12 protein-coding genes and 1 pseudogene are annotated in these 15,618 nt (G+C 53.5%); 5 read left to right on the forward strand and 8 right to left on the reverse strand.

Annotated elements, in window-relative coordinates:
• Window positions 1-268: 268 nt before the first annotated feature.
• Entirely contained in the window at window positions 269-733 is a 465-nt protein-coding gene (locus ACI77I_RS30245; protein ID WP_406999848.1) for a DUF3429 domain-containing protein, read from the reverse strand.
• Window positions 734-1,033: 300 nt separating this feature from the next.
• Between ACI77I_RS30245 and ACI77I_RS30250 the strand changes: the two genes are divergently transcribed.
• On the forward strand, window positions 1,034-2,095 hold the full coding sequence (locus tag ACI77I_RS30250) for an SDR family oxidoreductase (protein WP_406999850.1): 1,062 nt from the start codon (window positions 1,034-1,036) through the stop codon (window positions 2,093-2,095).
• 144 nt (window positions 2,096-2,239) lie between these two features.
• Here the strand turns inward: ACI77I_RS30250 and ACI77I_RS30255 are convergent, their stop codons facing one another.
• The 3 genes from ACI77I_RS30255 to ACI77I_RS30265 all read right to left on the reverse strand — a co-directional run bounded on the left by ACI77I_RS30255 (window position 2,240) and on the right by ACI77I_RS30265 (window position 4,599).
• Window positions 2,240-2,917 (reverse strand): glutathione S-transferase family protein, encoded by a 678-nt coding sequence (locus tag ACI77I_RS30255; protein ID WP_242149442.1) that lies wholly within the window; start codon window positions 2,915-2,917, stop codon window positions 2,240-2,242.
• Window positions 2,914-3,549 (reverse strand): TetR/AcrR family transcriptional regulator, encoded by a 636-nt coding sequence (locus ACI77I_RS30260; protein ID WP_406999852.1) that lies wholly within the window; start codon window positions 3,547-3,549, stop codon window positions 2,914-2,916. Before ACI77I_RS30260 ends, ACI77I_RS30255 begins: the two co-directional genes overlap by 4 nt.
• A gap of 177 nt (window positions 3,550-3,726) precedes the next feature.
• Complete coding sequence (locus ACI77I_RS30265) at window positions 3,727-4,599, reverse strand: patatin-like phospholipase family protein (RefSeq protein ID WP_263472507.1); 873 nt, start codon at window positions 4,597-4,599, stop codon at window positions 3,727-3,729.
• A gap of 322 nt (window positions 4,600-4,921) precedes the next feature.
• Between ACI77I_RS30265 and ACI77I_RS30270 the strand changes: the two genes are divergently transcribed.
• From ACI77I_RS30270 to ACI77I_RS30280, 3 genes are all read left to right on the forward strand, one after another.
• Window positions 4,922-5,560: a cytochrome b/b6 domain-containing protein gene (locus ACI77I_RS30270; protein ID WP_406999855.1), complete on the forward strand. Its 639-nt coding sequence runs from the start codon at window positions 4,922-4,924 to the stop codon at window positions 5,558-5,560.
• The gene (locus ACI77I_RS30275; RefSeq protein ID WP_242149436.1) at window positions 5,557-6,342 is read left to right on the forward strand and encodes a molybdopterin-dependent oxidoreductase; all 786 of its coding nucleotides are present in this window, start codon (window positions 5,557-5,559) and stop codon (window positions 6,340-6,342) included. Before ACI77I_RS30270 ends, ACI77I_RS30275 begins: the two co-directional genes overlap by 4 nt.
• A gap of 70 nt (window positions 6,343-6,412) precedes the next feature.
• Window positions 6,413-6,694 carry a pentapeptide MXKDX repeat protein gene (locus tag ACI77I_RS30280; protein ID WP_263272797.1) on the forward strand — a complete coding sequence of 94 codons (282 nt, stop codon included), beginning with the start codon at window positions 6,413-6,415 and terminating at the stop codon, window positions 6,692-6,694.
• Between the two features lie 89 nt (window positions 6,695-6,783).
• On the opposite strand, the pseudogene ACI77I_RS30285 reads toward ACI77I_RS30280, so the two are convergent.
• The 3 genes and pseudogenes from ACI77I_RS30285 to ACI77I_RS30295 form a co-directional block, all read right to left on the reverse strand.
• Window positions 6,784-7,338: pseudogene (locus tag ACI77I_RS30285) on the reverse strand (OprD family outer membrane porin); the annotation flags it as partial.
• Window positions 7,339-7,422: 84 nt separating this feature from the next.
• Window positions 7,423-8,928 (reverse strand): M81 family metallopeptidase, encoded by a 1,506-nt coding sequence (locus ACI77I_RS30290; RefSeq protein WP_406999857.1) that lies wholly within the window; start codon window positions 8,926-8,928, stop codon window positions 7,423-7,425.
• A 26-nt stretch (window positions 8,929-8,954) separates the two neighbouring features.
• The gene (locus ACI77I_RS30295; protein ID WP_406999859.1) at window positions 8,955-10,262 is read right to left on the reverse strand and encodes an MFS transporter; all 1,308 of its coding nucleotides are present in this window, start codon (window positions 10,260-10,262) and stop codon (window positions 8,955-8,957) included.
• Between the two features lie 127 nt (window positions 10,263-10,389).
• Between ACI77I_RS30295 and ACI77I_RS30300 the strand changes: the two genes are divergently transcribed.
• On the forward strand, window positions 10,390-11,301 hold the full coding sequence (locus ACI77I_RS30300) for a LysR family transcriptional regulator (RefSeq protein ID WP_406999861.1): 912 nt from the start codon (window positions 10,390-10,392) through the stop codon (window positions 11,299-11,301).
• 335 nt (window positions 11,302-11,636) lie between these two features.
• Here ACI77I_RS30300 and ACI77I_RS30305 read toward each other — a convergent pair whose 3' ends face one another.
• Entirely contained in the window at window positions 11,637-15,191 is a 3,555-nt protein-coding gene (locus ACI77I_RS30305) for a hypothetical protein (protein WP_406999863.1), read from the reverse strand.
• Between the last annotated feature and the right edge of the window lie 427 nt (window positions 15,192-15,618).

Here is a 15,618-nt window from a genome sequence, read left to right on the forward strand (position 1 = left end):
GTATATTATGTTAAATTATGTGTCATAGATGTTCATGTACTCTAGTCGCTTCCCCCACAAAAGCCGTTTCCCAAGAAATCAGCCTGGGAACTACCTCAAGCCCTGGGCGTGTCGACCTGTTCAGGCGAGACAGGACGTTTACCCTGAACCCACTGCCGAGCGCCTTCGGCTAGCATGCCGCCGGCGATGCCCGAGGCCAAACTGCCAAAACGCGTCAACCGCGATAAGCGGCTACCAGGCACGGGCAACGAACTGGGCACACGAGGCTTTATGAATGAAGCGCCTCAACGAGCGCGGCAAGTAGCAAGCAAACGCTCGCCACGAGTGTGAGCCGTAATCGCATCGGCATGTACCAGGCGGGTAAGCTCATAACCCGCAACAGCTGCCTGTCCTGCCGGAGGTGGACAACTAAGCCGATGACCAACAGCAAGCAACCTAATGGCATTGGCAGTAACGTTGCAACCCAAGCAATAAGCGCAGAAATGACACTCCAGATAAACCGGTCTCTCCCCTGCTCGGCGCTCATGCCTTGCAAGGTCATGGCGAAGCCCCAGTGTAAAGCGCCGACGAAGCTCAGGATGACTGCGCCATAGTTAACAAGCGCAATCGCAAACAAGGGCCGATAGTCGAGAGAGAACGGGATCAGCAGCGCCAGAAAAATAAACGGCAACAGGCCGCCATAACCCAGCAGGCTGACGTGCTTTGGCAGAGAGGTTGAAGGCAACGCGTTCATTTGTATTCCTTGCAGTGAGCGACACTCAAGACTGTAGGCCCAAAAGTCCCGCTTGGGCGAGCTATTGATGGCGAGGTGGGCTACATGACTGCAGCGCTGGAAATTGTCGCGCCGGGCTGCAGGCACTCCTGGACGACCTGAGCTTTGAACGATTTAAGATCAGAGCTCCGTTGGCGCATGAAAAACCTGGCGATGTAGGTGTGTTCGACATCCGCTTACGACGGACGCCCATACGGATCCGGTTTAGGTTGAACCTCTGTTGCTTAGGTGGACTCCCAAATCTAAATCCAGGAGAAACGTATGACCCAGACAGCTTTGGTTGTGGGCGCCAGCGGCATCGTCGGCAGCGCCATCACTCAGTTACTCATCGACAACACGTGGCAGGTCGCCGCGCTCTCGAGGCACCCGTCGCAAGTGCAAGGCGTGATCCCCGTCGCGGCAGACCTTCAAGATCCAGCTTCGCTGGAACAGGCGCTCGCGGATCTGAAACCTACTCATGTGTTCATCACCACATGGTCACGGCAAGCCACGGAGGCCGAGAACATTCGCGTTAATGCCGCCATGGTACGCAACGTGCTTGCCGCCATTCGACCAGCCAAGAGTGTTGAGCACGTAGCACTGGTTACTGGCCTGAAACACTACCTCGGCCCATTCGAAGCCTATGGTAAGGGCAGCCTTCCGCAAACACCGTTCCGCGAAGAGCAGGGTCGTCTGGATGTCGAGAATTTCTATTACGCCCAAGAGGACGAACTTTCCGCCGCTGCTGAAAAGGACGGCTTCACCTGGAGCGTTCATCGCCCGCATACCGTCACCGGGGTTGCCGTAGGCAACGCGATGAATATGGCAACCACCCTCGCCGTCTACGCCTCGATTTGCAAACAAACCCATCGCCCTTTTGTATTTCCAGGATCACGCGTGCAGTGGGACAGCCTCACCGATATGACGGATGCACGGCAGTTGGCGAAACAACAATTGTGGGCGGCCACCACGCCGGCTTCGGCCAACCAGGCATTCAATGTCACTAATGGCGATGTGTTTCGCTGGAAATGGATGTGGAGCCGAATTGCCGAATACTTCGACGTGCCTGCTGCCGATTATCCCGCCTCACTCTCACCTCTTGGGAAGCAAATGGCTGACGACCAAGCCGTGTGGACGCAGATAGCCGCGGAGCACGGTTTGAAAGAAGCCGATATTGGTCGCCTGATATCCCCTTGGCATACCGATGCAGACCTTGGTCGACCCATCGAAGTCGTCACTGATATGTCGAAAAGCCGTGTAATGGGCTTCACCGCCTACCAGGCGAGCGATCAAGCATTTTTTGATGTGTTCGACACACTACGCGAGATGCGCTTGATACCCTAGGTGGTGCCGCAACGGACAAAGCACTGAGAATAGGTAAAGACCGCAAGGTGCGGGCCCCTTGTAAGGGCCCGCAGTCTTGAACCGCGCAAATTGCTCAACTTTTACCAATGCGCACTGGAGCAATGCCGTGCGCAAGCGGTGCGTCTACTGAGTAATCTGAGGGAACATTGCCTTACGCGCGTCAGCATCCATCTCGGTCTTGTAACTGTGCTGGGTCTTCAGTTCTTCGGTTCGTTGTGCTGCCGGTCGAGCATTGATGCCATCAAGGAGCCGTTTTACGTTTGGAAGTTTTACCCAAGCGTCATTACCTAGGATGAAGGGTACCGCGCGCGCCCACCCCCATACGGCCATGTCCACCAGCGTGTACTCACTTCCGAGCATGTAAGGCTGTTTGGCCAGGTGCTCGTTGATAATCGTCCAGTGACGCCAGGCTTCGAAGGTGTAGCGGGTAACGGCGTAGTCTTTTGGCTCGGGTGCGAAGTGCTTAAAGTGGACAGCCTGTCCAGAGTAAGGGCCGATGCCGGTCGCGACGAACATGAGCCAGGAATACATCTCCCCTCGCGCCTTGAGATTGTCAGCAGGCAGGAACATCCCGGTCTTTTCGGCTAGATAGAGCAGTATGGCGTTGCTGTCGAATACCACGTTGTCACCATCAACCAGAGCCGGTGTCTTGGCATTCGGATTGATCTTAAGAAACGCCGGATCGTGCTGTTCACCCTTGCGCGTATCAACAGGGATGAGTTCGTACTCAAGGCCTGACTCCTCCAAGAAAAGCGCAACCTTGGCGGGGTTAGGAGACGGGTGATAGTAGAGCTTGATCATAGTGACTCCGTGCAGTGGTTTTCAGTGAACATCGCTAAAGCCAAGGGAGGAAGACCAAGGCTTTTGATTGCAATACTAATGGCGTCTGTTACACACGCAGGATCGGGATTAATCCGAGCCAAAACTCGAATGCCAAGTAACACACTGAGCAAATGATGCGCGCCCTGCTTCACATCAATCTCGACAGAATCGACAGATTGCATGAGGAAGGTTTGCAGGCGGCCTTCAAAAAAACTGCCAATGGACTCGAACTCTTCTGCGACGGCCTGTCGCAAATCCGTGTCTTCTGCATTTGCTTCGAGGGCAGAATTCACCAGCAGACACCCACGATGAAAAGGATCGTTCAGTGTGCGACTCAACACCTCTGCAAAGAACCCAGTTATGGCCATTCCAGCGTTTGGCAGAGCTTCAAGACGCCGAATTCGATCACGCACACTGCACTCTAGATAGTGCACGAGGGCGCGACGATAAAGACTACGTTTGTCGCCAAACGCGTTGTAAAGGCTTGGCTGATTGAGCCCTGTGCGATTGACGAGGTCTCGGGTCGAGGTGCCCTCGTAGCCTTGCGTCCAGAACGCTTCAACGACTGCTGTTAAAACAGTCGACTCATCGAATGTACGGGGACGGGCCATGGTTTTCGCACGCGTTTGAGAACTGTTGTTGACCATAGCACAGGTTTTGTATCGATCAACACAAAACAAATTCCACACCGCCGAACTTCACTGACCAGAGATGCGCACGGAAGAATGTTCGAATGGAAGAACACGAACTGGTCAATTTCGGTAGACCTGCCTTTTGAGAGGCGAAGATCACTCTTTACCAAAATGATGAGTATGGGCGAGTAACGAATCGGGTATCCCGTCGCGAATCAATCCGCCCTCTTCTATCCAGGCTTGGGTTGACTGATAAGCACGCTGCAGCAATTGGTCTGTCTGGTTGAAGTCGAACACTGAAGCGTCCAGTGGGCACAACGGCGGGACGACATGGATGGCTGCGCGTGCGCGGTACAACTCGATGTCACGCACCAGTTGACGCATGCTCATCAAATTGAGCGTGTGCAAGGCCAGCGCAACGAGTCCACTGGGCGGACATGGGCAGGCACAACCGAATCCGGTAGGAAGAACCAGAACCCGTGTTGCCCCCAATGCCACCGCACTGGCAATCGGCGTATTGCTGCTGACTCCGCCGTCGACCAGGAACTTTTCTCCGACTCGCACGCTGGGAAACACAAGCGGAATCGCAGCGCTGGCGAGCAAAGCCTGTTCAGCACTGCCACTGGACAGAAGCTCTTCGGCACCGCTGAGCAAATTGGTGGTGACGATATAAAGCGGTAACTCGGTGTCTTCGATCAATTTGACCGGCAGTGATCTGCTCACTAAACGATGCAATGCGGATGCGCTCAGCAAGTGCCCACGTCGATTAAGAATGCCCTTGAGGGTATCGAGCGCCGAGAACGGAAACACATCCGACTTACGTAAGCTGCGCCAGAAGTCAGCGAGTTCGCTCACGCCTTTGGCATTTGGTCTCGCTGCGAAGTAGGCACCGTTGATGGCGCCGACCGACGCTCCCACCACCAAGTCGAATAAGACGTCAGCCTCAACCAGAGCCTGCAGCATCCCGACCTGAACCGCGCCAAGGCTCCCACCACCAGCAAGTACAAGAGCAGTTTTTACAGTTGGCATAAACGTACCCTCATCGATAACGCCCTTCTGACGTTATAAGCCTAGCTGGCTGGCGACATTGGCTACGAGAATGATTTTGACTCTACGTAAACCCCTCAATGCTGCTTCGAGCTTTGAGTCCGCCCTTCAACGTGTTCGACTTTTTCATCAAGGCGTCAATTTGTCGGGGTCAATTCAAGCTTTTCGGATGGAGGCTACCTGCCTGAGAGGCATATTGGACGTACGGAACGCTTCGCCCTCCTCGAAGGAGCGTCGTGTTTTGAATGAGCGTCTACACTCGATCAAATGGTTATGACGTTATTCCTATTTGGAGTCTCCTCCAATGCAAGCCGCACCTGACACAACCCGTGCTGCTCCTGTGGCCCCACAAAGCAGCCATCCAGCCTGGTTGAGATTGGCCCATTGGCTAAACGCTTTGGCGGTGTTGGTAATGGTCACCAGCGGATGGCGTATCTATAACTCCTCTCCCCTTTATGACTTTAATTTCCCCAAGTCGATTACCTTGGGTGGTTGGCTGGGGGGCGCGTTGCAATGGCATTTCGCAGCAATGTGGATGTTGGTCGTCGTCAGCCTTTTCTACCTACTTTTCAATCTTTTTAGCGGCCGCCTGTCGCGACGTTTTTTTCCTGTATCACCTAAAGGCTTTTTTCATGACCTGTGGTCTGCACTTCATGGGCGATTGGGGCATGACGATATTGGCCATTACAACCACGTGCAGCGTGTGGCGTATCTGTTTGTGATGCTCGACATTGCAGTTCTGGTGGTTTCCGGGTTGGTTCTGTGGAAGTCGGTTCAGTTTCCGCTACTACGTGAACTGCTGGGCGGCTACGACAGCGCTCGGCATGTGCACTTCATTGCGATGTCTCTGTTGGTGGCATTCATCGCAGTGCATTTGGTGATGGTCGCGCTGGTTCCAAAGACGTTATTGGCCATGATTGCCGGCCGTAAGGAGCGCGTATGAGCAAGCGTGAGCAACGCCCAGGGCTGGATGAGTCGTCCATTTTGAAGGATGCACGGAAAATTATTTCGCTCCAGGTCGAAGATCGCTCACGGCGCTCCTTCCTGCTGCGTAGCTTGACCTTGGGCGGTGTCGCCATGCTGTCCGGCTGCAATATCACCGATAACGATCACGTTGAAACGGCGCTGTCCTCCATGTCGCGCTTCAATGACAGGGTGCAGGGCTGGCTGTTCAACCCGAACGCCATGGCCCCCACCTACTCAGAGTCGATGATTACGCGGCCATTTCCCTTCAATGCCTTCTACGGCGTCGACGAAGCGCCTGCCGTCGATGAAGACACCTACCGATTGGAAGTAACCGGCATGGTCGCCGACAAGCACAGTTGGAGGCTTGAAGAACTGCGTGCCATGGCCCAGACCGATCAGATCACCCGGCACATCTGTGTCGAGGGCTGGAGCGCCATTGGCCGATGGGGAGGCGTGCGCTTCAGTGATTTCCTCAAGCGCATTGGCGCCGACACCGACGCAAAGTACGTCGGCTTCAAATGTGCTGACGATTACTACACCAGTATCGACATGGCCACGGCGCTGCATGCGCAAACGCTGCTGACGCTGACCTACGACGGTGCCGTACTGCCGCGTGAATATGGCTTCCCAATGAAGCTGCGCATGCCTACCAAGCTTGGCTACAAGAACCCAAAACACATTCAAGCGATTTTCGTCACTAATACCTATCCGGGTGGTTACTGGGAAGACCAGGGCTACAACTGGTTCGGTGGTAGCTGACGCCTATGGCAACCCCATTGCGCAGCCCCGGCTGCGCTTATTCGCAACCTGAGTCTCAAGGAGCTTCACTATGAAAAGGTTAACTACTGCAATCCTAGGTATTTGCCTGGCAGCGGGCGTCGCGGTTGTACACGCCGAAGATACGATGAGCAAAGACACGATGAAGAAGGACGCGATGTCCCAAGATACGATGAAAAAGGACACGATGAAAAAGGATGAAATGCACAAAGACTCCATGGGTAAGGACACGATGAAAAAAGACACCATGGGCAAAGACACCATGAAGAAAGATTCCATGTCCAATGACGGCATGAAAAAAGACGACATGAAAAAGAATGACATGTCTCAGTAACGCGGGGCATCGCAGGAAAATTATACTGCGTCTGGAAAACCCGCCTCGGCGGGTTTTCTCGATGGCGCTTAAAGGTGCAATTTCAGGGAGTTGCTTTCAAGCGTACCGCCCATAGCGGCGAGCCCCGTCTGATCCGTTGAACCGCGATCCGTTGCGTGTTCAATTCTCCCACCCGTCAGGGTCAGATCCTTGAACTCGCTCGAGGTGATTTGGCCACCCTCGAAGGTTTGTGGAAGCAACCGTCCATCGTTGGCGACCAAAATCGGAAGTTTCGGAATCAAGGTGCCGTAGTGCAGTTCAGTCTTCGAGATTTTGACTTTACCGGTCAGTCCCAGCCGGCCCCACTCGTCGACGGCGTGGTTGTCACTGTCCGAAGGAATCATAGAGCTGCCGACGTGGCGTCCCTTGCCAGGGGCCAGGGTAAGACCCAGCAACCCCAGGGTATCAACACCAAAACCATCGGTATATCCCGACATGAACTCCAATATTAAACCCTGAGTCCACTCTTCGGTTTTCGAAGGGGCTGCGGTGCCATCACGGTTGTCGTTATTGAAGTAGAAGTTCCTCACTCCCAAGGCTGCGCCGCTATCACTTAGGAAGTCAGCAAACGCCTGGCTACTCAGGACAATGCTGCCAAACACCAAAGGGGAGTATTTTTTATCCCGGCGAACGTCCCCTTACGCCGTTTACGTTAATGCCGTTCAATACCTAACGTTAGATTACGGTCATTAGTCGCGGTATGCAGGGCTGTGGAATGAAGGCCCATTTGGTTTTAACCGGATTCCCTCACGAAGTCTTTTCCATGGAATGTCCGCAGGATCAGCTGTCATGGGCCCAGGCGCTTTGGCAACGAGTACGTGGTCGGCAATCGGCGCGAAATCTGCCCGAAAATGAACAGAGCTTTTGTTGATCAGTACACTCATTTGCTCGGGTTCAATACCTGCGATCCGATACAAGTTCCTGTCCAGCATCTGACATTTACCAGAGCTGACAGCAACCCTCACTCCCTCGATTTTCAAGCATGCAACAGGCCCAACATCAACCTCCATACCATTCATCATGGGGCCTGCAAAACGACAGCGGCCATCGGATAGATGCATTACTTCAAAGCGCTCCTGCAGGGGGCTATCACCGGGTACACCCGACTGTCCCCCCAGCGCTATTTCAATGAAACCGCCTACCCCGGCGGCAATGGCGGACTGAACTGCTGCCGGGTCATAAAGCAACCCAACGGCGGCGTTAGTAGCACCGTGTTTTATGAGTGCTTTAAGCATTCCCGTCGTATTCGAATCCCCGCCAGCTCCCGGGTTATCTTGAGTATCGGCAATGACGATTGGACGCTGGGCGGTTTCTGCTAATACCATCGCTCGGAGCACGGCTTCATCCGGGAGCAGGAAAGGTACTTCCCACTGATCCTCCTCCCCTACTACCTTTTTATAAAGGACAGCGACAGCAGCCTTGATCTCTTGCCTGTCTGTTCCATAACCCCAGATAACCGGCCCACACTCCTCGAAATCAGCGGCCGGAAAGCCTGGAGTAAATGACAGTGAAAGGCCTTCGGACTCAAGGAGTTCTAACTGATCGTAAAGGCTTCGTGCTGGATCCATGAGCGTGCACATCCCGTTTATCGGGATCAGGAAAGGGAGTCGCAGGCTTTCGCAATGCAGTTTTCCCGACCGGAGCCGCAAATCAAGTAATTTGGCAGCTCGTGCGCCAGTATCAGCCATATCCACATGGGGATAGGTACGAAATGCAACCATTGCATCTGCGTGATTGAGCATCAACTCAGTAACATTAGCGTGTAAATCCAAAGATACGACTATCGGAATATCCTGGCCGACGACATCTCGTAGCCGAGCCAGGAGTGTTCCTTCTCCGTCGTCCGTATGTTCGGCAACCATAGCCCCATGTAAGTCTAGATATATACCGTCGATTGCTTCGTTTGCAGCGGCCTTTATGATTTCATCGGTAATGCGGTCGTAGGTCTCTTGTGTAACATGCGCGGATGGACTGGCTCCAGCCCAGATCACCGGGACTACTTCATAGCCCAAGCGCTCTGCTTCAATCAGAAACCCGCCTGCCGGAATATTAACATTCCGAAGCTCCAACATCTCAACGCCTCTTACCATCTGAGGAAAACCTTCACCCCTGACAAAATTCTCATATTCAGCTTTAGAGGGCGCGAACGTATTTGTTTCATGTTGAAAACCAGCGATCAGAATTCGATATGTCATGGCTATTAAACGCCTCGTTGAAATTTTTAGGCCGGCTGTGTAATGCAAACTTTTTGCTGAACACGTTGCGGCTTGTTGGCGGCAAGTATCAACGAACCCACTATTAGAATTGCAGCCATGACCAGAAGACCTGAATCAGAGTTGCCAGTGATGGACTTGGCATAACCGATCACCGTGGGACTGAGAAACCCGCCCGTTAACCCAATGGTGTTAATAACTGCGATACCACCCGCAGCAGTGTCACCTTTGAAGTATTGCGAAGGAATTGCCCAGAACACTGTATAAGCAACCCACATCATGGTCGTAGCCAGCGTCAAGAAAGTGAGTGCAAAAACAAACTCATTCTTGTAAATCACAGACCCCATTAAACAAATGGCTGCAACTAACGCCGGTACAGCGGTATGCCAACGCCGCTCAAAAAAGTAATCTGATGTACGACCAAAGACCAACATCCCTGCCATCGCACCCACATATGGAATCGCTGAGTACAGGCCGATCTGCATGACACCTTGAACGCCTGCATCCTTCAGAATGGATGGCAGCCAAAAGCTCATGGTATAAATTCCGCAAATCAAGCAGAAATAACCAGCCGCCATTAGATACACACGTGGGTCTTTTAACACTTGTACAAAAGAATGGTGGGCTCCCTGCCCTTCACCGATATGCGCATTCAGCACTTCTTTTTCACGCACACTCAACCAAGGCGCGACCGAGGGTTTATCGCTAAGAACTTTCAGAGCTATGAGACCTAACACTACAGCCGGTAATGCCTCCAGAAAAAACATCCACTGCCATCCGGCTAAGCCGTGGAAACCTGCGAGTGTGGTCATGATCCACGCGGACAAAGGCGCCCCAAATATGCCGCCCAGTGGCCCCGCGAGCATAACGATTGCCATCACTCTGCCTAACCGTTCACGGCCATACCAATAGGTAAGGTAAAAAATCATTCCGGGAGCAAAACCCGCCTCAAAGACTCCGAGAAAAAAACGCAGCACGTAAAATGATCTCTCGCTTTCGACGAACACCATGCATGCAGATGTAATGCCCCACAAAATCATTACCCGGCTGAGCGTCCTGCGCGCTCCGATCTTGGGCAATAGCAAATTGCTAGGGGTTTCGAACAGGGCGTAGCCTATGAAGAAAATCCCGGCACCAAGTCCATAAGCAGCGTCAGATAAACTTAGATCGCTTTGCATCTGAAGCTTGGCAAAGCCCACATTTACCCGATCCAGATACGCCACCACGTAACATAGAAGCAAAAAAGGTAATAACCGCCAGTCTATTTTCCGATATATGGTCGATAGCTCGCTCGATAGATTGATGCACCTTTGCATACTGCCTCCGCTGTAGGCGTTTTTATTGTGCGATTGATATTCAGGCGGAATGGCAAGGCAAGCAACAGCAACTTTTTGATGGTATCGTTGCTCTGAGGGCAACAGTCATGCAAAGGCAGGATTTTTTGTGAGAGATCTAAATCAACGCCGAATGCGGTATTTCTATGAAGTTCTGTCCAGCGGCTCCATTCGAGGGGCAGCCGAAAACCTGAACACGGCACCTTCCGTTATCACCCGGCAAATTCAACTTCTGGAAGAGGAAGTGGAAACGGTATTGTTTGAAAGGCAAGCACGTGGCGTGGTTCCCACTGAAGCAGCCCACCTTCTCTTGGAGTTCTGGCGCGGCTGCCAGGCACAACAGGAGCATTTTGAAGACCGCTTGCGAGGCTTGAAGGGGTTAAGGGAGGGTGAAATCCGCATCGTTACCAGCGAGGGGTTCATCGACTTGCTGATCGACAATGTACTGAGGGATTTCACTGCCACCTATCCTGGTATTCGTATCAGCCTGGATGTGCTTCCCGTCAAGAGCGTTCTGGAGGAGGTAGTTCAGAGCGCAGCACATATTGGCCTCGCGTACAATCCACCTGCGCATCCTGAGGTCACCTACCGCGCATCATCACAGCAACCTGTTCGATTGCTCATGCGATCAAACCATCCGCTTACGCGCCTCAGTGAACCTCTGAAATTCGAAGAGATAATGCGTTACCCATTAGCAGTGATGCCGCTTGAATACGGGTTAGGGCAAATTATTCAGCTCGTATCACATACAGAAAACCTATCCATCCAGCCGGCCATGGTGACGAACTCCCTCACAGCCCTACGACGCTACGTGATGAGTGGAGATGCCGTAACGATGATGAGCGAATTCTCTGCCTTTAACGATACGATCAGCGGAGATTTGGTCACTCGTTCAATCGATCATCCACTGTTCCAAAATATACATGCTCGCCTTCTAGTCAAACTAAGAAAACCCCAATCCGTGGGCGCAGAAGAACTTATAAAATGGATTAAAGAACGGATATTTATATTTAAGCAATAAAAGCCAAAGATAAATTTATAAAATATCAGACCAATAATATTCTTCAAGGTCACATAAAAATCTTCAAAGCCATCACTATGGCTGGCAAATATCCTGTGTCAGAGAAGCGACGCTGCCTCAGTCTGGTCATACAATCCGCAGAGGTTGCAACGCATCCAGGTGACGGGCCCAACATGGCGTCGACCCGACTGATCCCCGAAGTCATCTATCCCGTGGCGCGCCCAGGAGTTGTTGGTAGCCATGTGCGATTTTTCGCACTCTCCCGGTCTGGGCCAGCCTGGAGAACGGTGCGTACAACTCTCTGATGCCCGCACCGATATAACACAGCGCCTGCGTCAGTCCACCTTGGTCGAAGGAGGTAGCCAGACTTCAATCACACCTTTCTGGCCCTTCAAACCATCGGCCAAGGGAGCGACGATCCATGACTTCGCAGCGTCGATGGATTTCAGCTGGTTGGCACAGTCCTGTGAGGCTTGATCGTGATAGATCACTGTGGGCACTGAATAAGGCGTGGGGGCTCGGCGGTTCGCCCGCCGTGCGCTATCCACGACATCTTCCACAGGCGGGACTGAAGCGCCAAAGCTTCTCCAAGGCTCGCGCAGCGATCTGGCAAAATCCCGCAATTGAGGGCCATAGATTTGCAAGTAGACCGTATTGCCTTTGCAGATATTTGTTGTGTTCGCCAGCACGGAAGGCTCGGTCGTAGTCGTATTGCCCTCTTGAGGCGCAGCTTCCTCCGACATAGGCGAAGACGGCTCCAGCTCGACGGGTACTGGTTCTGGTACCGGGGCTGGGGCTGAAGAAGCCAGCTCGGATTCGCCTTGATCAACAGCGCTACGCCCAGGCGCCCAACAGTTCGCTGATGTAAGGGCCGTAGACGTGTAATCACGAATCCAGTACTGCGGCTCGCACTTAACCCTTGGCTCTTCTTGCAGGCACGCCGAGAGCGAAAAGTCATCCAGAAGCACTGTGCAGGAAGGGTGCGGGGATAACGTCTGCTTGCACGCTTGCTTGGTACGGCTGACCATCAGTTTCATCAATGGAGACTGCCGAAACGCATCGAGGTTATAGGCCGTACACGCCTTGTCGCCAGCCCGTAACAAGGCGGTCGCCATTTCCCCGAGCGGGTCATTGTCTGAAGAGACAACTGATCGGCCGGGGGGCGGCAGCTTGCCAAAAATATCGGTGAGTTCCTTGAGAGCAACGGGTTCGATTTCCCTCTGATCAACCCTGTGTGTCAGCTCAGAGTTGATCGCCTGCCAGCCAGCAAATCCAATGGAGGCCACCGCACCGAGACTGATAGAGGCCGTCACCGCACCCGTCGAAGCAATTCGCGATGAGAGTCGTTTGGAGGAAAATCGCAGCACCATGGCTCCGTCGCTTTCCTTGATCAGGATTGCCCCGTCGTCGTTGACAAAGTAATTCCTGGCGAACGCCGGCATGTCCTGCAGTTGCTCCAGATCAAGGTTGCGCCCCAGGGTTTGCCCAAGCTGGAAATAGCTCTCCCATTGCGCTTCGCTGAAAGACTGGTCGGTGGTCGGTTCCTGAGGAAACAAAGGGTTGTCAGACTTGAAATTAACCAGGTCAACCGGTGCCCCATTGCTCATGTTCGGCTTGACGATGATCATGTACCCGGAACGCCCGGTACGACGGTAGTCGATGCGGGCCAACGCCAGGCACGCTTCACTGTCAGGCGAAGCCAGTTCATTGAGCGAGCCGAATACCGCAGGCAGGTCTCGATCTGGTTGCCGGGGACGCAGAAAGGTAATCTCGGCCTGTAAATCAATTCGTGCCTTGCGCACCAGATTTTCCAGGTCGCCAAAGGCGTAGCGGGGATCGGCGCCACAATCGGCTACAACAATGACCTCGCACTCTTCGCGTAGCAACGCATAGGCCGCCGTGTTTTCAAAGTGCCCTCCATCGCTGAGAAACCAATCCTGACGCCGATCGCCGTCAAAACGCCCAAGTAATTCGCTTAGCAGCTGTCCATACTTGCCAACTCGTGGAGCCGCTGGTTGACCGCCCATACCGTGACTGTCCCACCAATACCCCAAGCGAATGCCGGACATCATCAACAGCGCCGCGATACCTGAACGGGTAGATTTACCGAGCCCGGGAGCGACGGCGGCACCGGAGATTGCTATCCATGCCCCCAAGCTCAATGACTGAGCCAGATTCCCGGGGTGCCAGCGATCGCTCCCGTGCATCAGGCACCCGCCGGGGCCAACGGTCAGTAGCGAGCCTTTTCTATCCTGATTGAACAACCCTCCCATAGGATCTTCGGTCTGGTTGACGCATACATTGATCAAGTGCACCGGCCCGCCGCCCTTGTGAGGTTGATAAGCAACCATACTCAAGTCATCGCCGTCATCCACCTGAGTAACCCGCAGTGGCAGAATCTGGCCGTCAGCAGGTGCGACACAGGACATCGACGACGTATTTTGCGCTTGAAACCTGTTGGGGTTGGCGGCCCCCAGATAACTACGCATCAAGCGGGCACGATAGAACGCATAGAGCGAAGATCGGTTGAGGAAGTCACGATTGGCAGCCGAAACTAAAACCATCAGTAACGGGGGAATGGTCAGCCAGGCGAGGTATTGCCAAGCCAATGAGAAATGCAGCCCCCCCAGGGACGAGTCGAACAGCACATTCGTGGTTGCCCGATGCAGCACACTGATCCAGAACACCAGCAAGGCACCGGTTAGAACAAACCCAAGTACATTGATCACCTCGATGACCACTCGCCGAGTTCCCGGGACCAGGCTTTTGGGCAGGTCAGAAATCATTGGCATGGCGGCCCTTAATGCGACCGTAACCAAGGCCAACATTCCCCCTAGCTGCCCTTGCGATGTTGGGTTTGAGTTGGTTAGAGACCAGGCCAGAAAATCAACCATGCCGAGAGCCAAAAATGCTACGGCGATCTTCAAGGTGACCGCCAGCGCTTGAGTCAGGCCATTGCGGGTACGGTCTGGATCTTTTTCGGACTTAATGCTCAAGCCTGTAGCAAAGAGGATTCCCAGAACCCAGGCGCCCATCAGCGCAAGCGCCACCGTGACCAATTCCGCAGGTAACTCCAAGCTACCGGTCCAGAGTGGTATGGCGTTGTTCAGCAGGGTGGTTGAATGACGTAGCAGAATCACAATGCCGACAACGGCCATTAGCGCCGTTATCAGGCGCTGCACGCCCAGGCTCTGCCCTTTGCGGGTGGGCAGCGCCCAATAGGTACAGGAAAGAATTGCGCCGATCCAAGCCAAGGGCACCAGTCCGATCCAGAGTGTGGGCCAACCGGATAACAAACCGATCAGATGCCGATCAAACCATGGCACAGGCGCGCAACCGCCACCCGGGGCAAGGCAATCGACCCATTGCCAGACAGCAAGGTCCAGACTGACCAAAAAACCACCGAGGATGATTGCCAGAAACGCCAGTTCAACATGCACGCCCAACAAGTTTCGACCGAAGTTCGCCGCGGCGAACAGAATGTCCTTCAGACCTCGGGGAATCAGGTAACGTCCGTTGGCACGCAGCCAGACTGCAAACCAACGCGTCTGCGCCTGTGCCAGTTCTTGCTCCAGCCTTAACGGGTCGGGCGTACTGGACTGCCCTTCGTTGTGGAACAGTTTGCCGATGGTCGAACCGATGTAGCCGCCACCGGATACGGTCGACATCAGATCGAAACGATGGAACAGTTCTTTCTCCGCCAACGCTTTGATCAAGCCGAAACAAAAAGTCGCACTACGAATCCCCCCGCCTGACAACGCTAACCCCCAAGGGCGAACCGACAGTGTTTTTTTAACATCCTCAGGCAAATTTTCACGTCGTATCTGATACAGGGCTTGTAGATCTACTCCCTTTTCATCTTTGTGCGACGAGATATTGTCATTCGTCATATTTTCACTCCTTGTCAGGCGGCGTAGATGATTGAAGTCCTATCCAAGCGTAATAGGCGAGCACGCTGATATCGACTTCTAACACTCAACTTACTTGTTTAACGCGACACTACCCTGCCGCGCCCCAAACTATTGATTAGTTCACTATAGGTGAGCGCGATACTGCTTTTATAGTTTTTCGAAGAAAGCGTTAGCGCCAATAGTTTGGATGGGGACGACATAAAATACTGTGTGTAAACGCTGTGTTACACAGGCGCGACACGACAACAACACTACTCATGGATTTCGATACGCTGTGAGCGCGGGATGAACGGGCCGACAGCGTCTTACATCAGTATTGATTAGCCTGTTTGACCGGGCAATTACCCCTTATTGCCCGGCCGATTTAACCTTTGGCCTACCCTCTCATTGCCCATTGGTCTTTATG

The sequence above is a fragment of the Pseudomonas sp. D47 genome, assembly GCF_045447305.1.
In the GTDB taxonomy this organism is placed as follows: domain Bacteria; phylum Pseudomonadota; class Gammaproteobacteria; order Pseudomonadales; family Pseudomonadaceae; genus Aquipseudomonas.